The 24,070-nt window shown below is 61.4% G+C and carries 17 protein-coding genes; 12 read left to right on the forward strand and 5 right to left on the reverse strand.

Features of this window, described 5'->3' with window-relative positions:
* Nucleotides 1–22 precede the first annotated feature (22 nt).
* The gene (locus ASH00_RS14555) at nt 23–1,246 is read left to right on the forward strand and encodes a winged helix-turn-helix domain-containing protein (protein WP_056549731.1); all 1,224 of its coding nucleotides are present in this window, start codon (nt 23–25) and stop codon (nt 1,244–1,246) included.
* A 75-nt stretch (nt 1,247–1,321) separates the two neighbouring features.
* On the forward strand, nt 1,322–4,060 hold the full coding sequence (gene secA / locus ASH00_RS14560; RefSeq protein ID WP_056549733.1) for a preprotein translocase subunit SecA: 2,739 nt from the start codon (nt 1,322–1,324) through the stop codon (nt 4,058–4,060).
* 31 nt (nt 4,061–4,091) lie between these two features.
* On the opposite strand, the gene ASH00_RS17070 is transcribed toward secA, so the two are convergent.
* Both ASH00_RS17070 and ASH00_RS14570 read right to left on the reverse strand, forming a co-directional pair.
* Nucleotides 4,092–4,634 (reverse strand): Rv3235 family protein, encoded by a 543-nt coding sequence (locus ASH00_RS17070; RefSeq protein ID WP_056549736.1) that lies wholly within the window; start codon nt 4,632–4,634, stop codon nt 4,092–4,094.
* A 14-nt stretch (nt 4,635–4,648) separates the two neighbouring features.
* Entirely contained in the window at nt 4,649–5,407 is a 759-nt protein-coding gene (locus tag ASH00_RS14570; RefSeq protein ID WP_056549738.1) for a LysM peptidoglycan-binding domain-containing protein, read from the reverse strand.
* Nucleotides 5,408–5,526: 119 nt separating this feature from the next.
* Between ASH00_RS14570 and ASH00_RS14575 the strand changes: the two genes are divergently transcribed.
* Nucleotides 5,527–6,075 (forward strand): hypothetical protein, encoded by a 549-nt coding sequence (locus tag ASH00_RS14575; RefSeq protein WP_056549740.1) that lies wholly within the window; start codon nt 5,527–5,529, stop codon nt 6,073–6,075.
* 57 nt (nt 6,076–6,132) lie between these two features.
* Here the strand turns inward: ASH00_RS14575 and ASH00_RS16900 are convergent, their stop codons facing one another.
* The gene (locus ASH00_RS16900; RefSeq protein ID WP_235563332.1) at nt 6,133–6,360 is read right to left on the reverse strand and encodes a helix-turn-helix domain-containing protein; all 228 of its coding nucleotides are present in this window, start codon (nt 6,358–6,360) and stop codon (nt 6,133–6,135) included.
* A 210-nt stretch (nt 6,361–6,570) separates the two neighbouring features.
* Between ASH00_RS16900 and ASH00_RS14585 the strand changes: the two genes are divergently transcribed.
* From ASH00_RS14585 to ASH00_RS14600, 4 genes are read left to right on the forward strand one after another with little or no spacing between them, the layout of a single operon-like run.
* The gene (locus ASH00_RS14585) at nt 6,571–7,224 is read left to right on the forward strand and encodes an SAF domain-containing protein (protein WP_235563333.1); all 654 of its coding nucleotides are present in this window, start codon (nt 6,571–6,573) and stop codon (nt 7,222–7,224) included.
* On the forward strand, nt 7,221–8,546 hold the full coding sequence (locus ASH00_RS14590) for an AAA family ATPase (RefSeq protein WP_056549742.1): 1,326 nt from the start codon (nt 7,221–7,223) through the stop codon (nt 8,544–8,546). The genes ASH00_RS14585 and ASH00_RS14590 overlap by 4 nt, the downstream gene beginning before the upstream one ends.
* Before the next feature lie 46 nt (nt 8,547–8,592).
* Nucleotides 8,593–13,434 carry an NAD-glutamate dehydrogenase gene (locus ASH00_RS14595; protein WP_056549744.1) on the forward strand — a complete coding sequence of 1,614 codons (4,842 nt, stop codon included), beginning with the start codon at nt 8,593–8,595 and terminating at the stop codon, nt 13,432–13,434.
* Between the two features lie 11 nt (nt 13,435–13,445).
* Nucleotides 13,446–14,954: a sensor histidine kinase gene (locus ASH00_RS14600; RefSeq protein WP_056549746.1), complete on the forward strand. Its 1,509-nt coding sequence runs from the start codon at nt 13,446–13,448 to the stop codon at nt 14,952–14,954.
* Between the two features lie 108 nt (nt 14,955–15,062).
* On the opposite strand, the gene ASH00_RS14605 is transcribed toward ASH00_RS14600, so the two are convergent.
* Complete coding sequence (locus ASH00_RS14605; RefSeq protein WP_056549944.1) at nt 15,063–15,311, reverse strand: WhiB family transcriptional regulator; 249 nt, start codon at nt 15,309–15,311, stop codon at nt 15,063–15,065.
* 285 nt (nt 15,312–15,596) lie between these two features.
* Between ASH00_RS14605 and ASH00_RS14610 the strand changes: the two genes are divergently transcribed.
* Complete coding sequence (locus ASH00_RS14610) at nt 15,597–15,980, forward strand: hypothetical protein (protein ID WP_235563334.1); 384 nt, start codon at nt 15,597–15,599, stop codon at nt 15,978–15,980.
* 9 nt (nt 15,981–15,989) lie between these two features.
* Here ASH00_RS14610 and ASH00_RS14615 read toward each other — a convergent pair whose 3' ends face one another.
* Complete coding sequence (locus ASH00_RS14615; RefSeq protein WP_082566179.1) at nt 15,990–19,901, reverse strand: FtsK/SpoIIIE domain-containing protein; 3,912 nt, start codon at nt 19,899–19,901, stop codon at nt 15,990–15,992.
* A gap of 187 nt (nt 19,902–20,088) precedes the next feature.
* On the opposite strand from ASH00_RS14615, the gene ASH00_RS14625 reads away from it, so the two are divergent.
* Genes ASH00_RS14625 through ASH00_RS14640 form a run of 4 tightly spaced genes read left to right on the forward strand, consistent with a single transcriptional unit; the run spans nt 20,089 to nt 24,070 of the window.
* Complete coding sequence (locus tag ASH00_RS14625; protein WP_056549751.1) at nt 20,089–21,378, forward strand: nucleotide sugar dehydrogenase; 1,290 nt, start codon at nt 20,089–20,091, stop codon at nt 21,376–21,378.
* A 21-nt stretch (nt 21,379–21,399) separates the two neighbouring features.
* Nucleotides 21,400–21,996: an acyltransferase gene (locus ASH00_RS14630; protein WP_056549753.1), complete on the forward strand. Its 597-nt coding sequence runs from the start codon at nt 21,400–21,402 to the stop codon at nt 21,994–21,996.
* On the forward strand, nt 21,993–23,084 hold the full coding sequence (locus ASH00_RS14635) for a DegT/DnrJ/EryC1/StrS family aminotransferase (protein ID WP_056549755.1): 1,092 nt from the start codon (nt 21,993–21,995) through the stop codon (nt 23,082–23,084). Before ASH00_RS14630 ends, ASH00_RS14635 begins: the two co-directional genes overlap by 4 nt.
* A complete protein-coding gene (locus ASH00_RS14640; protein WP_056549757.1) occupies nt 23,084–24,070 on the forward strand; it encodes a Gfo/Idh/MocA family protein in 987 nt (328 codons plus the stop codon). Before ASH00_RS14635 ends, ASH00_RS14640 begins: the two co-directional genes overlap by 1 nt.

Genomic DNA, 24,070 nt, shown 5'->3' on the forward strand with positions numbered 1-24,070 from the left:
AGCGGGAATCTATGATCGAACAATGACCTCCTCCCTGACTCTCCTCCAGGCACGTCGGATCGCGCTGGAGGCGCAGGGACTGGCACGGGAACGGCCCACCAATACCCCGGGAACGCGGGAGGTGGGCCGTATCCTTGCCCAGCTGCAACTTCTGCAGATCGACTCCGTGAACGTGCTCTCCCGCAGCCACTACCTGCCGCTGTTCGCACGGCTCGGACCCTACGACCGCACGCTGCTGGATCGGCTTTCATCCCGTGCGCCCCGGCGTCTGGTGGAGTACTGGGCCCACGAGGCGAGCCTCGTCCTCCCTGAACTCTTTCCCTACCTCGTCAGCACCCAGAGCCGAAAATGGGCGAGTGCATCCTCGCTTCCCGCTGGAGTGCGGCAGTTCCTCAGTAACCGCATCCTCGAGCTGTTGAGCGCAAGCCGCCCACTCACCGCGGCCGAGGTACAAGACCGCATCGGCCATTCCGAGCAGAAGAAAACGGGCCAGTGGGGTTGGAACTGGAGCTCAGCAAAAAGGGTGCTTGAGGACCTCTTTCAGCATGGGCTCATCTCGTCCGCAGGACGGACCGCGCAATTCGAGCGGCGCTATGCACTGACAGAGAAGGTGATGCCTGATCCGGCCCTTGCAAAACTCGACATACCCCCTGCCGATGCCTACCTTCACCTGACGGAACGCGCAGCCCGGGCACTGGGAATCGGTACCACCCGATGTCTGGCAGATTATTTTCGTATTCCAGTCAAAGCCGCGACAACCGCCGTCCATGTGCTGGTGCAGCGCGGAACACTGATTCCAGTATCAGTTGCGACGTGGAAGCAACCCGCCTACCGCTATGCCGGATCTGTTCTTCCACGGGCTGCCACCGGAAGGGCATTGCTGAGTCCTTTCGACTCATTAGTGTTTGAACGGCGGAGGCTTGAATCGCTGTTCGACTTCCACTACCGCATTGAGATCTACACGCCTGCTCAGAAGCGGACGTATGGCTACTACGTGCTGCCCTTCCTCCTTCGCGACTGCATGGCTGCTCGGGTGGACCTCAAGGCGGACCGGGCGCAGGGGCAGCTGCTGGTGAGAGCGGCGCATGGTGAGCCATCGATGCCCGCGGACACCGCCGTCGAACTGGCGGCGGAACTCGTTCTCATGGCCGGATGGCTGGGACTCGACGAGGTGATCGTGGAACCGCGAGGCAATCTGTCGGCCCAGCTGGCCACGCAGGTGGCTGGGCAATACGGCGGGAACTAAATCGAGGGACGGTACGTCTCTCACGTAGACTGAATTCGCCAGGAAACGGCGTACCTAGATTGGGAGCAAAAACCAGTGCCATCACTTCTTGAACGAGTCCTTCGTACCGGCGATAAGAAGACACTGAAGCAACTCCGCAACTACGCCGACGCGATCAACGTACTCGAAGATGAGTTCCGCGCCCTCAGCGACGAGGAATTGCGCGGGGAAACCGACAAGCTGAAGAAGCGCTACGAGGACGGGGAAACCCTGGAGGCGCTCCTGCCCGAGGCATTCGCTGCCGTGCGGGAAGCGGCCGGGCGCACACTGGGGCTTCGTCACTTCGACGTTCAGCTGATGGGAGGCGCTGCGCTCCATCTGGGCAACATCGCCGAAATGAAGACCGGTGAAGGAAAGACCCTCGTCGCCACCGCGCCGGCTTACCTGAACGCTCTCACCGGCAAGGGCGTCCACATCGTCACCACAAACGACTACCTGGCCGAGTACCAGTCGGACCTAATGGGCCGGGTTTTCCGTTTCCTTGGACTGAGCTGCGGCTGCATCCTGTCCAAGCAGGATCCCGCTACCCGGCGCGCACAGTACGCATCGGACATCACCTATGGCACAAACAATGAGTTCGGATTCGACTACCTCCGCGACAACATGGCCTGGAGCGCCGGCGAACTGGTCCAGCGTGGACACAACTTCGCTATCGTCGATGAGGTTGACTCGATCCTGATCGATGAGGCCCGAACGCCGCTGATCATTTCCGGGCAGGCATCGGGTGATGTGAACCGGTGGTATACCGAGTTCTCCAAGGTGGTTACCCGCCTCACTCGGGATACGGATTATGAAGTTGACGAGAAGAAGCGCACCGTCGGTGTTCTTGAGAGCGGCATTGAGAAGGTTGAGGACTACCTCGGCATTCACAACCTCTACGAATCAGCTAATACGCCGCTGATCGGCTTCCTGAACAATGCGATCAAGGCGAAGGAACTTTTCAAGCGGGACAAGGACTACGTCGTTTTGAACGGCGAGGTCATGATTGTCGATGAGCATACGGGTCGAATGCTTGCCGGTCGGCGCTACAACGAGGGAATGCACCAGGCGATCGAGGCCAAAGAAGGCGTTGAGATCAAGGCGGAGAACCAGACCCTCGCCACGGTGACCCTGCAGAACTACTTCCGCCTGTACAACAAGCTGTCGGGCATGACCGGTACTGCGGAGACGGAAGCCGCCGAGTTCATGGGAACGTACAAGCTGGGCGTTGTGCCCATCCCCACCAACCGGCCGATGATTCGCGAGGACCGCTCGGACCTGATTTACAAGAATGAGATTGCGAAGTTTGATGCCGTCGTCAAGGACATCCTGGAGCGGCACGAAAAGGGACAGCCGGTGTTGGTGGGTACAACGTCGGTTGAGAAGAGCGAGTACCTCTCCAAGCAACTCGCTAAGGCGGGCATCCGGCACGAGGTATTGAACGCGAAAAACCATGCCCGTGAGGCCTCGATCGTCGCGCAGGCGGGCCGCAAGGCTGCGGTGACGGTGGCAACCAATATGGCCGGTCGCGGTACGGACATCATGCTCGGTGGTAATGCCGAGTTCAACGCGGTGGCCGCTCTCGAGAAAAAGGGCCTGCATCCGGCGGAGAACCCTGAGGAATACGAGGCTGAATGGCCTAACGCTCTCGCCGCGGCCAAAGACGCGGTGGAGGCAGAGCAGGAGGAAGTCCGGGATCTCGGGGGGCTCTATGTGCTCGGAACGGAACGGCACGAATCGCGGCGTATCGACAACCAGCTGAGGGGCCGCTCCGGTCGTCAGGGCGATCCCGGAGCGTCTCGTTTCTATCTCTCCCTCACCGATGATCTGATGCGTTTGTTCAACTCCGGCGCTGCGGAGCGGATCATGAACAGTTCATCGATGCCTGATGACGTTGCCCTGGAATCGAAGTTGGTCTCCAAGGCGATTGAGAACGCCCAGGGCCAGGTGGAGGGACGCAATGCGGAGCAGCGAAAGAACGTCCTGAAATACGACGACGTCCTGAACCGGCAGCGTGAGGCAATTTACAGCGACCGCCGGCGCATCCTGGAGGGCGATGACCTGCACGAGAAGGTGGAGCACTTCCTGGAAGACGTAGTCACGGCGATGGTGGATGAGGCGACCGCACAGGGCCACGGCGACGACTGGGACTACGAACTCCTCTGGACCAACCTCAAAACGCTCTATCCGATCAGTCTCACGATCGACGAGGTAGTCGAGGAAGCCGGCAGTAAGTCGAAAATCACCCGCGATTTCCTACACGCCGAGATTCTCTCCGATGCGAAGGTCGCCTACAAGCAGCGTGAAGAGTCGCTCGGCGAGAAGTCCATGCGGGAGTTGGAGCGCCGCGTTGTCCTGTCCGTCATTGGCAGGAAATGGCAGGAGCATCTCTACGAGATGGATTATCTGAAGGAAGGCATCGGTCTGCGTGCCATGGCACAGCGCGATCCGCTCGTGGAGTACCAACGTGAGGGATTCGTACTGTTCCAGGCGATGATGGAAGCCATTCGCGAGGAGAGCATCGGCTACATCTTCAACCTTGAGGTTGAAGTAGCGCCGGCACAGCGGTCGGGGCTGCCTGGTGTGGCAGATGGCCGCGGGCTGGTGGATACCCCGACAATTAAGGCTGCAGGTCTTGAGGAACCTGAGCGCCCTGCCAGCCTGGCGTTCACATCACCCAACGCCCAGGGTGGGGTGGAGACCCGGGTCGAAAGGCGGCGCAGCGAGGCTGATGATGATTCCGCTAAGGGCGGTCGGGCGGAACAGCGCGCTGCTGCCAAGCGCCGCCGCAAGTAGGCGTTTGGCAGTAGTGCCAAATTGGAGGACGTCATCCGATTTGAAGTTCGGTGACGCGCCACTGGCCACGCCAGCGCTCGATCCGCAGGGCGATTGCCCTGGCGCGTTGTTGCTCTGCCGCGACAACTGAAACTTCGAAAATTGAGGCAGTGATCGGGCAAATGCGCACGCTTCGAATGAGGACATTGCGATGAAGGCGTGAGGCGCTGCTACCGGTTCTTCCGCCAGATGCGGATCCTCGTGTTTGTTCGATGCTGCGAACCAGATTGGAACGCAGCTGAAGACGCTCATAGCTGCGCGCGTCGAGCAGCCTTGCCATCTGCTGCAGTGGTCTCGTCCCACCGAGGACCTCGAGGGCACCCCGGGTGACCTTCCTGGCCAGGGTCTCGAGCTCTTCCGGGATCACCGGTTCCGGGCTCGGCATCGGGGCCGGCGGCAGCGGAAGCGAAAGTACCGTCGCTTCATCTGTCCGGCCAAGGGCCGTTGGGTCATGGAGCAGGAGAGGGCGCGGCGCGCCGCTGGCATTCGCAAGGGGCGCAACATCGGCGGTCGGCAGATGGGAGATGGCGCTCACGTGGTTTCCTCTTCTCATTTCGATGCCGGTGAAGCACCGATTGGCGGATGGAGTATCTGTCCGGGCAGGAGCAGCTCCGGGTTGTCTCCGATGACGTCCCTGTTTGCCGCGTACCATTGCGGCCAGACCTCGGCGACTTTCGCATCCGATGCCGCCGGACCCAGATGCCGGGCAGTCAGGCTCCACAGCGAGTCGCCTGGCTGCACCACCATCTCTTCCGGTCCCGTACCTGGGTCAGACCCACTGTCGCGCGGGTCTTTGACCAGCAGGCCCCCAGCGGTGGGTTGCGCGCTTGGTTGCCAGGAAGGTTTAAGCACTTGTGGTGCTTCAACCGGTACCCATTGAGGGTTGAGGTTGGAGATCTCCTCCCCACCGTTAGCCTGCCCAGCGTTAGCCTGCACAGCGGCGGATGACAGTGGGGGTACCGCAGTTCCAGCATGTGCGCACGGGACGGTGATCAGATTGACACCCAGAGCCAGGCAAGCCGCCCGCCGCATGAAGGTCGGAGCAAGAAATCCGATCCGATGCGCTACTCGTGGACGGCCTTGCCGGCGAAGCAACTCCGCCAGAATGGCGAAGCAGAAGCTGAGAGTCCACCACGCCAGGACCAACGCGCCAAGGATGGCGACTCCCGTGCCCACCACCGTTGTCAAACCGCTCCCGGTAGCGGATAGCTCCTGCCCGTCCGCCAGCAACTTCCCGCCGAACGCCAAAGCGCCGCCGAGCAACAGAATGGCAAGGGCTGATCCTGTTTCCGTCCACGTCGATTCCATTAGGACTCCATTTGATGCAGTTTGAGGCTGTTTGATGTGTTTTATAGGACTTGTCTATCGTGAATCGCGTTAGATGTCTACTGGTTGCCGGATGATTTCATCGACCGTAGGCTGGTCCGATGCGCTGGGCAGCACTTTTTGACGATATTGAGGCACAGCTGGAAGCTGCTGAGCGGATGGCCGGCGATGCTGAAGTCGCGGACCGTGTTCGTCGTGAGCAGGGTGGAGTGACCCTCGCTGACCGCGTCCGCGGTCAGCTTGGTTTCGTTCTCAGGGTGGAGACGTCAGGCGGGGGACAATTCGCCGGTGAGTTGACCCATGTTGGGTCGGAGTGGCTCGTTCTGAGCAAAGCCCCGGCGGAAGTGATAGTTCCCCTCACCGCCATCAGTCTTATCGAGGGCCTGGGGCGCAATGTTGCCGTTGGAACTTCGCGCGTAAGGGAAGGGCTGGGGCTTGGATCCGCCCTACGAACTCTCGCGAGGGACCGTGCGCGCGTCATCGTGCACCGGGTCGAGGGAAGCCCACGGATCGAAGGAATCATCGACCGGGTGGGTAAGGATTTTCTGGAGATTGCGGCGGTGTTGCCCGGTGAGCTGCGGCGATCGGCGAGCGTTTCTGCCGTCTACGCTGTTCCCTTTGCGGGAATCGCTGCGGTCTCCTCGGGTTGACCGTTTGAGCGCGGTGCCCGGCAGGCACCGCGCTCAAACATCGGTGGAGCAGGTTCCCTAAAGTTCCTGCTCCACGTGCATGCCGTCCTTCACGCTTGCCGCTGTTTTCTGGTAGGCGCGTGCGATGTAGTCCTCGAGTACCTGAGTCTCCACCCGCCATTGTCCACGGCCGCCAACCTGGATGGCCGGAAGCTCACCAGAGCGCACCAACGCGTAAGTCTGCGACGACGAGATATTGAGCACCTCGCCTACATCGGCCAAGGTCATGAACCGTTTCTGTGCCACGAAAGCCGCCTCCCCTTCGTTCCACGCAGGAAACCCTTCTGTTCCATCTTGCCACCCCTGAGCACCGCGGACCTCGATATCCACAGTTTGCTGCCAATGTGTCTCTTTGGTTTCCATTTGTCCGGACAGTGCAACAGAATTATTTCGGGCGCGACTCCGTCGACGAGTTGCGTAGACGATTGTTTAGCGCGGGGAACAGGGGAACTACACGTGAGTCTCAAGATCGATAGTCCAGCGAGCACAGGAGCGCCGGTCCGTCTGCGGAAGCCGTCGTGGAAGGACCCGCGTCTTCTTGTCGGGATACTGCTCGTGTGTGTGTCAGTCGTTGGCGTGATCGCGCTCGTCGAAAGTGCAAACAAAACTGTCGCGATCTATGCCGCGCGAGGGGATTTGCCGGTTGGTTCGGAGCTCACTGAGGAGGATTTTCGCATCGTGCCGGTGCGGTTGGGGGAGGTCGCGGGTTCGTACAGAATGGTCAGTGAAGGCCTTCCGGAGAACGCAGTTGCTTTGAGGCTTATCTCTGCGGGAGAACTGCTTCCTGCCTCCGGCGTAGGAGCGCCGGATGCGCTCGACCGTAAACCGGTAGGTTTGACCATCGAGGATCCGCTACCCGCCGGAACCGCCACCGGTGACCGCGTTGACGTCTGGGTGTCACCACGCGGCGAGGGCAACGGCTTTGGCGCTCCGGAGCTGCTGCTTGAAGGTGCCGAAATCTATGACTACGCGGAGGAGGACTCCGCGCTGGGCGCCACCTCTTCTGCCCGCGTCTTTGTGCTGGTCTCTGATGAGACTCTTCCCGCGCTCCTTGATGCGCTGTCCAATGAGGCGAGGATCGCCGTCGTCGTTAATGCAGGTGCGCAGTGAGTATTCCAGTGGTAACCCTCGGACGTTCCGCCAGCGACTGCGTGCCCGGTCTGGAACAGCTTCGCGGTCCAGTCACTGTGGTTCGGCGCTGCGCTGAATTCGCGGACATGATTGCGGCTTGCCAGACGGGGATCGCGCGGGCTGCAATCATCGCCTTCGATGCAGAAGAGCTTACGGCCTCCCTGGTGGAACGCCTGCGTACCGCTGATGTGGCCGTCGTTGCCTTGACCGACGACGACGACGCAAAGGAAAGGCTGCGTGCGCTCGGGGTACGTCATCTTGCCTCCTCTGCGCCCTCCGTACTCTTGGCAGATGAGGTTGCCGCCGCCGTTGCGGATCTTGAATCACAGCGCAAGGGAAGCCTGATCGGTTCGTTCGCGGATACTTCACGTGCACTGGCGCCCCAAGCGTCATCCCGGTCCGAAGAAGTCGAGCCAGATGGGAACGGCATCGTGTTCGCTGCGTGGGGCCCCACCGGTGCCCCGGGCCGCACCACGGTAGCGGTCAATGTTGCAGCCGAATTAGCTGCGACAGGTTCCCGCGTCCTGCTCGTCGACGCCGACACCTACGGCGCGAGCGTTGCCGCGTTCCTCGGACTGCTGGATGAGTCAGCGGGCATCGCCCAAGCCTGTCGCCTTGCAGATCAGGGCGTCCTCAATGTAGCGGCGCTGGAGCGAATCTGCACCAAAGTGGCGCTCGACGGGCACCCACTCTTCGTCCTGACCGGCGTCACCCGCGCTGATAGATGGGCGGAAGTGAGACCGTCCGCGCTTGGCCTTGTCCTGGCACTTGCGCGTTCGATGTTCACTTTCATAGTAATTGACTGTGCGTTCGGTCTCGAAGCGGATGAAGAATTGAGCTTCGACACCCTGGCCCCGCGCCGGAACGGGGCGACGCTGCGGTGCCTTGAGTTGGCGGACGAGGTGTATGCAATCGGATCCGCTGATTCGGTTGGGGTTCCCCGCCTTGTGCGGGCGTTGACCGAGCTGGATGAAGTGGTGCCCACACTGACGCCACGCGTCGTGTTCAACAAAGTACGGGCAGCGTCGGTGGGCCGTTCGCCCGAGCGCCAGCTTCGCGAGGCATGGGAACGCTTTGGTCCGTCCGTTCCTATTTCAACTTTCCTACCCGCTGACTTCGAGGCTGCCGATGACGCCCTTCTCAAGGGTTCGACTCTGCGCGAAGCGGCTGCGGCCTCACCACTTCGCCAGGCGATCGCCTCACTGGTTGATGCACCGATTGAACAACGGCGGCGCGGCTCTTCTAGGCCAACCTCCAACGAAATGAAGTTTTCCATCAACGGCGTTAGGCTTCCACAGTAAGGGGGTCGCGAAGGGGCGGCCTTTCATTTCGTTACGGAGGCGGTTCATGTCGTCTGGATCCAGCACCACGGAACAGTCCAGCTCTGACACATCATTCACCGAGTTCATCCAGCACTATTACCAGCACCTCGCGGATGACGATGCCGGCACCTATTCGCCGGACGCGCTGACCAAACGGGCGCTTGAGCACCGCTCGGTGGCCGCAATCCGGTCCACGGGTGAGGCGCTTGTCGGGGTCTTTGACCAGGACGACGCGAGCATAGTCATGATCGTCACTGACGACATGCCGTTCCTCGTCGACTCCGTGACAGCGGAGCTGGTACGCCAGCATGCGGCCATCCGGCTGGTAGTGCACCCGACTTTCGTCACAGTGCGTCACCGGTCATCCCACGAGCTCATGCGGCTGCGACGGGTTCCGTCCTCAGCAGGTTCATCAAGTGGAGATACCGCGGCACTTCCAAACCTCGCCGATCTGGTGGCCGAGAGTGACGTCAGTGCGCACGTCGAATCCTGGATCGCGGTCGAGATCGGCCGAATCAGCGACGAGAAGCGGCGTGCAGAGATCATTGAAGGCCTGCAGCGCGTTCTCACGGACGTCCGCGCTGCAGTTGAGGACTGGGCGGCGATGCGCAGCAAGCTGCGCGAAGTGTCATCAACGCTGCAACAGGTGCCGGCAGATGCCGGGATACCAGGTCTTGAGCAGGCGCAGGAGCTGTTGGCGTGGCTGGACGGGGGGAATTTCACGTTCCTCGGCTACAAGGAATACGACCTCGAGACAGAGAATGGTGAGGACGTTCTCCGCGTCCGTGAAGACAGCGGGCTGGGCCTGCTGCGTCACCCGATCGATGGCCGGCCCGTCCAGCATCTGACGCAGGCTGGTCGCGCCAAAGCCCGTGAGAAGCAGCCGCTCGTCATTACCAAGGCCAATTCACGCTCGACGGTACACCGCGCGGCTTACCTTGACTACATCGGCATCAAGCGGTTCGACAGCCAGGGCAACGTATCCGGTGAGCGGCGGTTTATCGGATTGTTCGCCACGAGCGCCTACACCGGATCCGTTCGCAGCGTTCCTATCGTCCGGGACAAAGTGAATGAAGTGTTACACCGTTGCGGGTTCCCTTCGGACTCGCATTCCGGTAAGGACCTGCTGTCCATTCTCGAGACGTACCCGCGGGATGAGCTGTTCCAGGTTGATGTCGATGACCTCGTCACGACGGCCATGGGCATCCTAAGGCTGCAGGAGAGGCGCCGTACAAGGCTGTTCCTCCGCCCGGATACCTATGGACGGTTCATGTCCGCACTGGTATACCTCCCTCGGGATCGCTACACAACCAGCGTTCGGCTGCGCATCGAGGATGAGCTGCGGCGTACATTCAAGGCCGAGTCCATCGATTACGAGGCGCGGATGAGTGAATCCGCCCTCGCGCGTCTGTTCTTCCGCATCCGGCTTCCCAAGGGTGCCGAAGTAGCCCACGTTGAGGTTGCCGAGCTTGAGCAGCGCCTCGTGATGGCTGCCCGTTCCTGGTCCGAGGGCATCGATGAAGTGGCACGGACCCGGTTCAACCGCCGGGACGCAGATCGATTCTCACGCCTGTGGGCTGAGGCATTCCCGGCTGCCTATCGTGTTGATTACGAAGTGGAGGACGCGCTCGAGGACATCGAGCGGTTCGCCGCCTATGACCGGATGGATACAGCCGGTCCGATCATGCACGTCTACGTTCCATCCGGTGCAGGCGAACATCTGGAAGAGGACGCGCGGCTCAAGTTGTATCTCACCGAGCCGAAAAGCCTCAGCCAGATCTTGCCGTTCCTGCACAATCTCGGTCTGGAGGTGCTCGACGAGCGTCCCTTCGAGATTGAACGTTCCGACGGCCGGGACTTCTTCCTCTACGACCTCGGATTGCGTTACCCGCAGGGAATTGATCCAACAGGTACGGGTGAACTGCTGGAGGAGGCATTCGCCGCCGCCATGGCTAATGCCAGTGAATCCGATTCATTCGATCGACTCGTCCTGAAGGAAAACCTGCGCTGGCGGCAGGTAGCCATTCTTCGCAGTTATGCGAAGTACATGCGGCAAATGGGCAACATGAACTCATACGGGTTCATCAGCGACACTCTGCTGGCCAACCCCGGGGTAACGCGCAAGCTGATTGCGCTCTTCGAGGGCCGCTTCGATCCCGACCTCAGTTCCGGACAGCGCGAAGAGACGACGGCTCGCGTGCGTCGCGAGTTGGACTCTGACCTGGAGCAGGTTCCCACTCTGGACGCTGACCGGGTGCTTCGCACCTTCGCCAACGTCATCGAAGCGACATTGCGCACCAACTACTTCCAGGACCAGCACCACATCAGCTACAAGTTGAACACTGCTGCCATCGAGGGAGCTCCGCATCCGCGCCCGAAGTTTGAAATCTGGGTGTACTCACCTCAGGTCGAAGGCGTTCACCTGCGTTTCGGGGACATTGCGCGCGGCGGACTGCGTTGGTCCGATAGGCGGGAAGACTTCCGCACGGAGATTCTCGGCCTTGTAAAGGCCCAAACGGTGAAGAATGCCGTGATCGTTCCGACTGGTGCGAAGGGTGGTTTCTACGCCAAGCAGTTGCCCGATCCCGCACAGGATCGCGCAGCGTGGATGGCAGAGGGCCAGGCAAGCTACCGCACGTTCATCCGCGCCCTCCTCGACATCACAGATAACCTCGTGACTACAGAGGACGGCGAGCGGGTTGTTCCACCCGAAAGGGTGGTCCGGCATGATGGCGACGACAGCTATCTTGTGGTGGCCGCGGATAAGGGGACAGCTTCCTTCTCAGACATCGCCAACGAGCTTTCCGCTGAATACGGCTTCTGGCTGGGCGATGCCTTCGCATCGGGTGGTTCCGTTGGGTATGACCACAAGGCAATGGGCATAACAGCCCGCGGGGCGTGGGAATCGGTAAAGCGACACTTCAGTGAGTTCGGGGTGGACACACAATCCGAAGAGTTCACAGTGGCCGGTGTCGGTGACATGAGCGGAGACGTCTTCGGTAACGGAATGCTGCTCTCGACGCACATCCGCCTGGTAGCGGCTTTCGATCATCGCCATATTTTTCTGGACCCCAACCCCGACGCATCGAGATCGTTCGACGAGCGCAAGCGGCTCTTCGAACTCCCGCGGTCCAGCTGGGCCGATTACAACCCGGAGCTGATCAGTGAGGGCGGCGGTGTATACGCGCGTCACGTGAAATCCATACCGGTTTCGGTGCAGGTCCGCGAGGCACTCGGTCTTGATCCCTCGGTGACGAGCATGAGTCCGCCGGAACTTCTCCGTGCCATCCTCAGCGCTCCGGTTGACCTTCTGTACAACGGCGGTATCGGCACCTACGTAAAAGCCTCCACCGAGTCACACGCAGATGTGGGCGACAAGGCAAATGATGCCATCAGGGTCGACGGGAACCAGTTGCGTGCACGCGTGGTCGGCGAGGGCGGAAACCTCGGAATGACCCAGCGCGGACGCATCGAGGCGGCGCTGAAGGGAGTAATCCTGAATACCGACGCAATCGACAACTCGGCAGGCGTGGATTGTTCTGACCACGAGGTCAACATCAAGATATTCGTTGACCGTATGGTCCGCATGGGGCGTCTGGGGGAGGATGAGCGCACAGAATTCCTGCACTCGATGACTGACGAAGTGGCCGAACTCGTTCTTCAGGACAACATCGACCAGAACGTGCTGCTTCTCAACGACCGCCAGCGGGTACTGGAATGGAGCCCGAGCTTCGAGCGCTTGATGGACTGGCTGGAGTCCCATGCAGATCTCAACCGGGAACTGGAAGCTCTTCCCACCACGGCCGAGCTCCGGTCACGGGTAGAAAGCGGACAAGGCCTTACCGCGCCGGAGTTGTCGGTCCTCGCCGCGTACGCCAAGATCGAGCTGACCAAGGCACTGACCCGGAGCGACCTCGCTGATGATCCCTGGTTCAAGGGAACTTTGCGGCGTTATTTCCCCCGGCAGGTGGTCGAACGGTTCGACGAGGAGCTCGATACCCATCCGCTGCGCCGCGAGATCATTTCGACCGTCATCGCGAACGACATGGTCAATATGGGCGGAATCACCTTCGTTTTCCGCGTGATGGAAGAAACATCGGTGAACGAGTCCGTCGTCGCACGTGCCTTTGTTGCACTGCGGGAGATCTACGAACTGGACCACATCGTCGAAGCTCTTTCGGAGCTTCCTCCAAGCTTTCCGACTGAGCACTGGACCACGGTCCACCTCGATGTGCGCAGGTTGCTTGACCGGGCTGTGCGGTGGTTCGTCAACCACGTGGGCCGTGGCACAACAGTGGAAGAAGACATCGCTGCCTTCAAGCCGCTGCTCGATCCGCTGCGCACCAAGCTCGTCAACTACGTGCGCGGCGGGGACCTGGAACGGGTGCGCAGCTGGTTCCAGCGCGCTGAGGAGTGGGGACTGCCCGATTCGATTGCGCAGCACTGGGCGGAGCAATTCGAGTCATTCGGCCTGCTGGACGTTGCGCTCATCTCGCGTCGCGTCGATGAGCCGGTCGAGCGCATCGCCGAGGTCTACTACGCCATTTACGACCGCTTCAACGTGGATAACCTGCTTGAGCGCATCACTTCATTGCCCAGGGAGGACCGCTGGCAGGCGCTCGCTCGCGCTGCGCTCCGCGATGATCTCTACTCGACTGTCTCTGAGATGACCGTGTCAGTCATGAACAGCTCGTCGCATCTCGGATCGTCAGACGCGTCCAGCAGGCTCCAGGAGTGGGAGAACCTCAATGCTGAGCACCTCGACCGGGCAAAGAAGATGTTCGCCGAGGTGAATCAGCTTGAACGCGATGACATGGCATCCCTCTCAGTTGCACTACGCTTGCTGCGTTCAATAGTGCGGCAGTAAGGGAGACATAGGTGGCAATCTTCACCGACCCGATCCGGGAACACTCGGGTTTCGCGCCGGGTGATGCTGAGTGGCTGCACCTGTTGGTGGGGGACTGGCAGATGGTTGCCGACCTCGCGTTCGCTGACCTTGCACTGTGGTTTCCCCTGCACGACGGCGGCTACGTTGCCTTGGCGCATGTGCGTCCGTCAACGTCGCACACAGTGTTCCATAGCGACTTCGTCGGTGAACGGATTCGTGCTGATCTGCAGCCATTGGTTGACAAAGCCTGGGAGAGCCAGCAGATCGAGCGTTCCGGGGAAACGAACTGGACCACGGAAATGGCGATGCGTGTCGAAGCAGTTCCGATGGTGCGCAACGGGAGAACACTCGCCGTCGTAACCTCCCACATGGACCTGTCTAGTTCACGCATGCCATCCCGATTGGAGCTGACCTACCGCCAGTGCGCGTATGATCTGCTGAGGATGGCAACCCTCGGCCTATGGCCCGATTTTGCTACGCCTACGGGGTCGAGGCGTGGTGCTCCGCGCGTGGGCGATGGACTGATCCGGCTAGATGTCGACGGCGTGGTGCAGTACGCCAGCCCGAACGGTGTCTCGGCATTCCGCCGGCTGGGTGACGTTGAAACACTCGAAGGCCGCCCGCTTGTCGAAATTGTCACATCCCTGTTGACGGACCGGCGGGTGGTCGACGAGACGCTTCCCCTGGTGCTGACTGGGAAGATGCCCTGGCGGACTGAAATCGAATCGAGGGGTGTAAGCCTTTCCCTGCGCGCAATTCCTTTGCGTGATGAAAAGGAGCGTTTCGGTGCTCTTGTGCTCTGCCGCGATGTGTCTGAGCTCAGGCGCCGCGAAATGGAGCTGGTGTCGAAGGACGCCACCATCCGGGAGATTCACCATCGAGTGAAGAATAATCTGCAAACGGTGGCGGCACTCCTGAGAATGCAGTCGCGTCGGATGGTAAGCGATGAGGCAAAGCAGGGCCTCGAACAGGCGATGCGCCGAGTAGCCACCATTGCCCTGATGCACGAGACGCTGTCGCAGGGTCTCTCCCAGAGTGTGGACTTCGACGAGCTCATCGCACGCCAGTTCCGCCTGTCCGCTGAAGTGGCGTCGCCCAACCAGGCAGTGCGCACTGAGCGGGCAGGTGAGTTCGGCGAGCTTCCCAGCGACTTCGCTACCCCGCTTGCCCTGGTCATCAACGAGCTGGTGACGAACGCCGTCGAACATGGACTGGCGGACCAACCGGGCACGGTGTGGCTGAAAGCCAACCGAAGCGTGGGCGACGACGGCGAGATGCTCACCGTGTCGATTATGGACGACGGCGCCGGGCTGCCCTCCGAAGGGTACAGCGAGGGCCTAGGGCTGCAGATCGTTCGGACGCTGGTGATGAGCGAACTTGGCGGAACGATCGAATGGACCTCCCGCGAGGGAGGGGGCACGGTAGTGACGATTGAGATGGGCATCCCGGGAGCACGCCGGAAAACGGGAGCTTCCGCTCCCACTCCGCAGAGGAACTGACGGACCGCTCACGAACAGAGGCACCGCAGACTAAGGAAAGGGAGGGCATCCGCCGGATGCCCTCCCTTTCCTTAGTCTGTTGAGCGCGAAATTATCAGCGCCGGTTCCTCAGGAGGCGCGACGTGCGCGGGCCGCCCGGCGCTTAAGCGCGCGGCGCTCATCTTCGCTGAGACCGCCCCATACGCCGGCGTCCTGACCGGATTCTATTGCCCATTGGAGACAGGTATCGATGACCTGGCAACGGCGGCAAACGCTCTTCGCTTCTTCGATCTGAAGCAGGGCAGGCCCTGTGTTGCCGACCGGGAAGAACAGTTCCGGGTCTTTGTCTAGGCAGGCAGCGCGGCTACGCCAGTCCATGCTGATCACTTTCTCCTTACGACTCGCTAGGTTTGTGAAAACATTCACGAGGGGTGTCATAGTAAAGGGGGCCACTACGGCCCCCGCATTTTCCTTCATTAAGGCTGTCACGTTACGAACCCGCAAACAAGGGGTAGCCGGAAGGTAATTGCCTCAAACCATGAGGGATGCGTCACACAGTTGACATCAGGCAAAGCAGTCGTAGCTGTGAACGACTATGTCCGGTAGTGTGCGACTGTGTCAAGACCCGTACCTCTGCCTCAGCACGATGGAACAACCCGGCCGGTGGGGGTGACGATTATCGCGGCAATCCTGCTCTGCGAAGCAGCCGCTCTTCTCGCCGTCGCCGGGTGGTTTGCTTTCGGCCTCATGACAAGTACGCCCACCTCGCTCGGCGGCGCAATATTCATGCTGGTGCTTCTGCTCCTCTTCACAGGGTGGCTCCTCGTCGTGGCCCACTTCCTCTTCCGCGGTTACCGGTGGACACGATCAGCGGCCCTCGTGTTTCAGTTCTTCGTGATCGTTGTGGCAATACCCACGCTGACCGGTGGGGTTCTCTGGGTAGGTCTTCTGCTGCTGGTTCCCGCGGTGGTAGTCGTGCATCAGCTCTTTACCCGCCCGGTGGTGGCGTTCACCACCGCTACCAGTGATGGCACACCGACGTTGTGACGGGCGCTGTCAGGCAGGTTCGTGTCGCTTCCTACCCGTAACGCCGTCTTCGCATTTCGCGATCTGGATCTCCATCAACCCGTTCGAATTCACCAGGATCCCTCGTCCAGCTGGCGCCATGCCGTCCACGTCCAGGCGCAGTCCGAAGGCATCACCGTCACTGGGGGACCGGGGGCCGAGAACAATTCCCAGCGGATTGCTCCGGAGGCCAACCAAGGCGGGGCTGGTCGCAATTGCAGGGGAGGGCGAGGAAGCAAAAACCGCCCGCGCTCCGCTCATCAGGAGCCCGGCCAGTTGTTGATGGACATCGCGCGGCAGGAGGTCGGCGTCGTCGACGAGTAAGAGATCGTCCTCGCCGACGCCGGCGACCCGCTTCCAGAAGGCCGCGCCGTCTTCCCCCGTGCCGGGCCGCAGGCAGTTGATTGACGAAGGGGCCAGATGCTCGATGACGTCAAGCGTTTGCGATTTACCCGTTCCGCTGGACCCCACGACGAGCGCGGCGGTCCGTGGTGGAATTTCCAGCTGTACAGTAGCCAGGTTGTCGCCGCCTTTACCTACCGGCAGCCGGATGGACCGCGGGCCTCTCGACCCTGGTTCAAGTTCAGCACTGGTCACCGTGCGCGGAAGCGCCGCAACCGGGAAAGGTTGCTGTGCGGGTTGCGTGGCACACACGGGTCCGGAATCCATGAGAAGCTGCGCCACTGCGTCAGCCTCGGCACTGATACGGCCCTGGACGAATGCGCGGCCCGGCATCGGGTCAAGGGCAGGAAGCTTCGGCCAGCTCAGTAGCGTCTCGGAACTGGCGCCGAGCGGAAGGTAGAGGCGGTTGGTCAGCATGGAGAAGAACCGGCTGGCAATGAGTTCCCGCTCTCCCGAAATGACGAGTGTGATTCCAGCGGCCTCGCCATCCCGCACGAGGTCCTGCAGTGCATCTTCGGCCTTCGCAAACCGGCTGGATCGAAAAGCGGCGGCCCATCGGCCCCAGCCCGTAATGAAGACGGTGATGTGCGGAGCGGTCTCAGCATGTCCTGGAGCCCCGTTGAGACGGTCGGCGAGGAGTTCGGTGATCCGCTCCAGAACGCGCGTGGCCCGTTTGACTTCAGTGGACGTTACCCAAGCGCCGATCTGTGGAGCGTCGCTGACCGCGCGCAGGCTTGAGTCGCCGTCGAGCAGGTACAGGTGCCCGTCTGGCTGTGTGCGGAGATGCTCGACCGACACATGTGAGAGGACTCTGGCCAGCCCGCTGCCGGACGAACCCACAAGTGCAAGATGCGAGTGGTGTGCGGGATGCCACACGAGCGGACGTTGTTCCTGCTTCTCCGGAATGTCCAGCAGGCCGAGTTGGAGCATGTTGGGCGGGACCGCAATGGAATGCGTGATCGTAGCGGGGAGCGGTGCACGCACGGGTGCACGCAGCGGCGGTAGCGGTAGGTTCCGCGCCGCGTTGATAGCGGAGCCGACCAGAGCAGGAAGGCTATCCGCCGTGCCGTGCAGTCTTTCGTTTGCCTGGTTTCTCTCCCTATTGAAGGAATTGTCTGCGTCGGAACTACTGGCCAGGAAAGAAGCCAAGGTCATGATGCACGGTGCCAGGGCGTCAGTGCCGGGCGTCGTCGTCGTCGCAGTCTGGAATTCAATGGGCTGTCCGGAGGCGATTCGCAGGAATCCGCGACCGGGCAGGTTCACCGGGATGAAGGAGGCGACTGCTGACTCAAGCACGTCCTGGGACTCCATTGCCGATTGCACTCTTAGGGCAACGCTTGCAGTGATATTCGCGCGGATGTCGGACGTGATCGCGCCCTGCGGACGCTGAGTTGCAAGGACGAGATGCATTCCCAGCGATCGTCCAAGGGTTGCAATCCGCATCAGTTCATGGACGGAACCGGGAACTTCGTCACTAAGCATCCGGAATTCGTCGATCACGGTGATCAGGCGGGGAAGCGACGTGGGGGTGCGATCGCGGTATTCAACGTAATCGGCGGCGCCGGCGTCTGCGAAGAGCGCCTCCCGCCGTTTGACCTCGGCTTTGAGCGAGACGAGGGCACGCGAGACGGCCGCCGCAGACAGGTCGGTGAGCATGCCAGTGACGTGCGGAAGGGGTGCAAGTGCGCCGAGACCGGAGCCTCCCTTGAAGTCGATGAAAAGGAAGTTCAGGTTCCCGGGGGAGTGGTTCAGCGCGAGGCCGAGGACAAGCGTTCGCAGGAACTGGGATTTGCCGGCACCTGTTGTACCCGCGATGAGCATATGCGGACCGTCGGTCACCACATCAAAGGTCAGAGGTCCCGCAGCCGACGATCCGATAGCCGTGATCAGCTGACCGTAGTCCGCGGGAACACACCACCGTTCTGCAATGGTCTCGCTGCCGCACGGGATCAGATCCGGGAGTGCGACGGCCTCCGGGACTGGTGCCTCGGTACTTCCCGCCGCTTGTGGGGAGGCGCGAGTTCCGATTGCCCGCGCCAACACCTCGAACGTATCCGGTTGCACGAAGTCGGGTCGAAAGCGGACCGTGCCCGCCGGGGTTGTGAGTAGCGGATCGGCAGGGAAGTAGTCGATAACCCAGGGGGCCGCCACTTCGCAGTTGGACGTGGAGAAACGGTAGAAACGAACACTTTTCACCTCCGTAACCGGACCGGTGTTGAAGAGCAGGACGGTGGAGTACCTGCCGGTGGCAGCAAGATGTGCATAGCGTGTGCGATCTGCGACGAGGGTGACCCGTGGCAGGAACCGGGCTGCTGACGGGAAGCCTTCGTGGGCAGCAAAACATAGAATCTCTCCGGCTTCGGACAGTGCGGAAAGCTGCAGGATCAGGAGGCCGGCGACACTGGGAAGGATGTGTTGCGGAACCCGGACGTCTATAGTGAGCGGTTCCCCGCTGCCCGGTTCAACGAATGGGACCAACACCGGTGCGTCGGGAATCACGGGCGGATGCCAATCCGCCGGCTCGGGTTTGGGTTGAACATTGGCAGGCTGGTCGGCCATGCCCAGTCTCAGATAGCGTCGGCCGGTGCGCGTCGTTGATGGATACCCGGACGCGGCCGTTCGCGGACGGAAAGCCGCGAGGGTGAGGGCGCCGGCGTCCGGTGCTGCGCGTCGTCGTCGTGCACTGTCTTTTGACACCGCAGCGGTGACTGCATTGGCGAATGCGCGGCGTTTCTTTCGTCCGGTGATCAGCGGAACCATTCCGGTGGCGGCGGAGAGCGCGCTGAACGCCAGGAAGAACCACATACCGGTGGTTACGGCGAGCACGATTCCGAGCACGAGGGGTAGGAAGGCAGTGATGATCAGGAGCCGGCTGCTCTCCGGCGGCGGGGGAGCGCTGACTTCGCAAGGTTCGGCGAGGTCCTGGGGGAGTGGCGGGTCATCGGCGGTATGTGCGAGCACGACGGCGCAGCGACTGGCTCCGAGGCGGATGTCGGAGTCAGTGGTGATCGGGATTCGTTCGGCTCTGGTGCCGTCTACCCAGACGCCGTTCGACGACTGGCGGTCTCGGAGGGTCAGGGCGTCATTGGTGACCGTGAGCACTGCGTGGAGGCGGGAGAGGCCGGGGTCGTGGATGGTGATGTCTGCAGCGCTTCGACCGATCGTGTAGACGCCGCGCGAGAGCGGTATGGCCTTGCCGGCGTCGGGCCCGGACCGCACCAGAAAGAGCAGACTTCCGGGAGAGGACGGCGGCATGCCCGGGTGAGCGCCCGTAGCAGCGACGATCACCGCTCCGGAGGTAAAGGGTGGTACGCCCGGCTGCAGCTCAGCGAGTGAATTCCCATCGATGAGGAGGTGTTGGGCGTCAACTCGTTTGGAGAGCTGTTCGTGCAGCTGGCCGCCGCTCGCGAGGTGTGCCCTTCTAATGACTATTTCTTCTGTGGGTTCGCCTCCTGGCAGTTGCACACCGGGACCTGCGGCGAGCGTGACGTGCAGATCCATGGTCCGAGCCTAGGGGCTCGGGTGGCCCTGTTTGATGTGCCGATTCAGATCTGTGGATAAGGTCGCGGTGCGAGGGCGCCGGTTGTCATCTCGATTGAATCGGGCGATATCGCAATCGGAACGATAGGCTTGGCTACTGGATCTGGAGCTGTGTCTGCTCCACGTACAGAGAAAAGGTCATTCCGTCGTGAAGATTGCTGTCATCGCCCTTGGAAAGATCGGACTGCCGCTCGCAGTTCAGTTCGCCTCAAAGGGCCACGAAGTGGTGGGCGTGGACGTCAACGCCAAGGTCGTCGAGTCCATCAATAACGCGGTCGAGCCATTTCCCGGTGAAGCGCACCTGCAGGAGAAGCTTTCCGAGCTGGTTCCTGCGGGCAAACTCCGGGCGACAACCGACTACGCGAAAGCTGTTCCCAACGCTGACGCCGTAGTCCTGGTGGTGCCGTTGTTCGTTGATGTCGATGCCAACCCGGACTTCGGCTGGATGGACGGAGCCACTGCTGAACTCGCCAAGCACCTTACGCCCGGCACGCTTGTTTCTTACGAGACGACTCTGCCCGTAGGTACCACACGCACACGGTGGAAGCCGATGCTGGAGGAGGGCTCCGGTCTAGTAGAAGGTAAGGACTTCCATCTGGTGTTCTCACCGGAGCGCGTACTGACCGGACGCGTCTTCGAAGATCTCCGCAAATATCCCAAGCTGGTTGGTGGGCTTTCCGACGACGGCGCCAAGAAAGCCATTGAATTTTACGAGGCGGTCCTCGATTTCGATGATCGTCCGGATCTTGTCCGCGGCAATGGAGTGTGGGATCTCGGGTCAGCAGAAGCTTCGGAGCTTGCCAAGCTCGCCGAGACGACCTATCGCGATGTCAACATCGGACTGGCCAACCAGTTCGCCCGCTTCGCGGCGACGGCCGGTATCGACATCTATCAGGTCATCGAGGCCTCGAACTCACAGCCGTACAGCCACATCCACCAGCCGGGCATTGCTGTGGGTGGTCACTGCATTCCCGTCTATCCGCGTCTGTATCTGTGGAATGATCCTTCGGCAACGGTCGTGCGGGCCGCCCGGGAAGCCAATGCGGGGATGCCGGAGTACACAATTGGGCTGCTGGAAGGCGCGCATGGGGATCTGGGCGGTGCGACCGTCGTCGTGCTCGGCGCTGCCTACCGCGGTGAAGTGAAGGAGACCGCTTTCTCAGGCGTCTTCGCCACTGTGGAAGCGCTGAAGGAGCGCGGCGCGAAGGTACTGGTTCACGATCCGATGTACACCGATGAGGAGCTCTCGTCTCTTGGATTTGACGCGTACCACGTTGGCGAGCCGGTGGACGCTGCGGTCGTGCAAGCGAACCACGCAGAGTACGCGAACCTGACGCCGTCGGATCTGCCCGGTGTAAAGACCTTCATCGATGGCCGCCGCGTGAGCAGCGCGGATAAGTGGACCGGGGTAACTTACCGGGTCATTGGCAAGGCCTGAGACGCAACGAAAGGTAGTCGTATGACATACATCGCTGACAGCGCCGACGTTTCGGATCAGGCGGAACTGGGTGAGGGCACCAAAGTGTGGCACCTCGCGCAGGTCCGGGAGAACGCAAAACTGGGGGCCAACTGCATTGTCGGACGCGGGGCGTACATCGGTACCGGCGTCTCGATGGGGGAGAATACCAAGGTCCAGAACTACGCTCTGGTGTATGAGCCTGCGTCCCTCGGCAAGGGCGTCTTCATCGGCCCTGCCGTTGTCCTCACCAATGACACCTACCCGCGCTCCGTCTCGCCGGACGGCTCCTTGAAGAGCGCTCACGACTGGACCCCGGTGGGTGTCACCATCGAGGACGGCGCATCCATCGGAGCCCGCGCTGTGTGTGTGGCACCGGTAACTATCGGAGCCTGGGCGACAGTTGCTGCCGGCGCCGTTGTGACTAAGGATGTCGCCGCTTACGGGTTGATGGCAGGAGTACCCGCGCGCCGTCTCGGCTGGGTAGGTAAGGCCGGTCACCCGCTCAAGGAACAGGACGGGTTGTGGGTCTGCCCCGAGACCGGCGAGAAGTACAGCGAAGCACACGGCACACTGGCACCAGTTGAGGATCAGAAATGAGCACAGGATTCATTCCGGCAGCGAAGCCGATCGTAGGAGACGAGGAACGTGCGGCCGTCGATGCTGTGCTCGTTTCGGGCATGCTGGCGCAGGGCGCCGAAGTTGCCGAGTTCGAGAAGGAGTTCTCGGACGTACTCCTCGATGGTAGGGCCTCGGTTGCCGTGAACTCGGGGACATCCGGCCTCCATCTGGGTCTGCTGGCCGCCGGCATTGGCCCCGGGGACGAGGTCATTGTTCCGTCGTTCACCTTTGCTGCAACCGCCAATTCAGTGGCACTGACCGGTGCGACGCCCGTGTTCGCTGATATTGAATTGGACCACTACTGCCTGGATATCGCTCACGTTGAGTCGCTGATGTCGGAGCGGACCAAGGGGATCATGCCGGTGCACCTGTACGGGCACCCGGCTAACGTTGTCGCGTTCCGCGAGCTTGCTGATGCCCGCGGGATCAAACTGTTTGAAGACGCGGCGCAAGCTCATGGTGCTGCGCTCAATGGCCGGCGGGTGGGCACATTCGGTGATTTCGCGATGTTCTCTCTCTACCCGACGAAGAACATGACCTCGGGCGAGGGCGGCATGGTGTCCACCGGTGACGCCACGGTTGAGCGAAACCTCCGTCTGCTGCGAAATCAGGGTATGGAACGTCAGTACGAGAACGAACTCGTGGGGTTCAACGCGCGCATGACCAACCTTCACGCGGCCATTGGGCGCGTCCAGTTGACCAAGGTGCTCGGGTGGACTGCTCAGCGTCAGTCAAACGCCACGTTCCTGAACGAGAACCTTGAAGGGGTCGGAACGCCCGCGGTGGCCGAAGGCGCGGAGCACGTATACCACCAGTACACAGTCCGTATTTCGGGTGATCGGGACGGTTTCGCGGCGGCTTTGAAGGATGAGTACAACATCGGCAGCGGCGTCTACTACCCGATTCCGAATCACCGGCTACCGTCGTTCAACCGGACCGAGGACCTGCCCAACACCGAGATCGCGGCATGCGAGGTGCTCTCCCTTCCGGTGCACCCTTCGCTCGATGACGAGGACCTGGACCGCATTGTGACAGCCGTGAACAAGCTCGCCGGAGCAGGCGCATAATGGCGGACCTTCGCGTAGGAATTATCGGTCTCGGGATGATGGGCCGTCATCACGCTCGCGTCGCGCGTGAACTCGACGGCGTCCAACTGGTGGCGGTCGCGGATGCTTACGGCGATCCGCACGGAGTCGCTGGGGGCCTGCCGTTGTGCGGTTCCGTTGATGAGCTGATCGCGCAGGGCATCGACATGGCCGTATGCGCCGTGCCCACCGGGCTGCACGAGGAAGTCGGCCTTGCTCTCGCGGCAGCAGGCGTGCACACCATGGTTGAAAAGCCCATCGCATCTACAATCGACGGCGGAGTCAAGCTCGCAGATGCCTTCGAGACTGCAGGGTTGGTCGGCGCCGTCGGACATATTGAACGGTTCAACCCAGCGCTTCAGTCCCTGCGCTCTCGCATCGAAAACGGTGACCTCGGTGACGTCTACCAGGTGGCCACCCGCCGTCAGGGTCCATTCCCCTCGCGGATCGCCGACGTCGGCGTCGTGAAAGACCTGGGTACCCATGACATCGACCTGACCGCCTGGTTAGCGCAGTCGCCCTACAAGTCGGTCTCCGCGCGGACAAGCACGCGGTCGGGGCGGCCCCATGAGGACATGGTGACTGCTTCCTGCCAACTCGCCAACGGCGTGATCACCTCCCACCTGGTGAACTGGCTGTCGCCAATGAAGGAGCGGCTGACTGTGGTGACCGGGGAGAAGGGCGCCTTTGTTGCGGACACCCTCACGGCTGATCTGACGTTCTATGAGAACGGGACTATTAATACCGAATGGGAAGCCGTTTCTAACTTCCGCGGCGTGAGCGAAGGTAACATCACCCGGCTGGCTCTGACCAAGCGTGAGCCGTTGAAGGCAGAACATGAAGCCTTCCGCGACGCTGTGTTGGGCAAGCGCAACGATGTCGTGACTATGCGCGAGGGTCTGAACACGCTTCGCGTCGCCGAGGCCATGATCGAATCCGCCAGTAGCGGGCAGTCGGTGGGGACCTAG

Origin of the sequence: Arthrobacter sp. Soil782 (assembly GCF_001428435.1) — a bacterium.
GTDB lineage: Bacteria > Actinomycetota > Actinomycetes > Actinomycetales > Micrococcaceae > Arthrobacter_D > Arthrobacter_D parietis.

Bases quoted from the DNA above. Each gene is read 5' to 3' on its own strand.
- ASH00_RS14555 (WP_056549731.1), top strand. From the start codon at position 23: ATGACCTCCTCCCTGACTCTCCTCCAGGCACGTCGGATCGCGCTGGAG.
- ASH00_RS14570 (WP_056549738.1), bottom strand. From the start codon at position 5,407: ATGGAATCGACGTGGACGGAAACAGGATCAGCCCTTGCCATTCTGTTG.
- ASH00_RS14575 (WP_056549740.1), top strand. From the start codon at position 5,527: ATGCGCTGGGCAGCACTTTTTGACGATATTGAGGCACAGCTGGAAGCT.
- ASH00_RS14595 (WP_056549744.1), top strand. From the start codon at position 8,593: ATGTCGTCTGGATCCAGCACCACGGAACAGTCCAGCTCTGACACATCA.
- ASH00_RS14605 (WP_056549944.1), bottom strand. From the start codon at position 15,311: ATGGACTGGCGTAGCCGCGCTGCCTGCCTAGACAAAGACCCGGAACTG.
- ASH00_RS14615 (WP_082566179.1), bottom strand. From the start codon at position 19,901: ATGGATCTGCACGTCACGCTCGCCGCAGGTCCCGGTGTGCAACTGCCA.
- ASH00_RS14630 (WP_056549753.1), top strand. From the start codon at position 21,400: ATGACATACATCGCTGACAGCGCCGACGTTTCGGATCAGGCGGAACTG.
- ASH00_RS14635 (WP_056549755.1), top strand. From the start codon at position 21,993: ATGAGCACAGGATTCATTCCGGCAGCGAAGCCGATCGTAGGAGACGAG.
- ASH00_RS14640 (WP_056549757.1), top strand. From the start codon at position 23,084: ATGGCGGACCTTCGCGTAGGAATTATCGGTCTCGGGATGATGGGCCGT.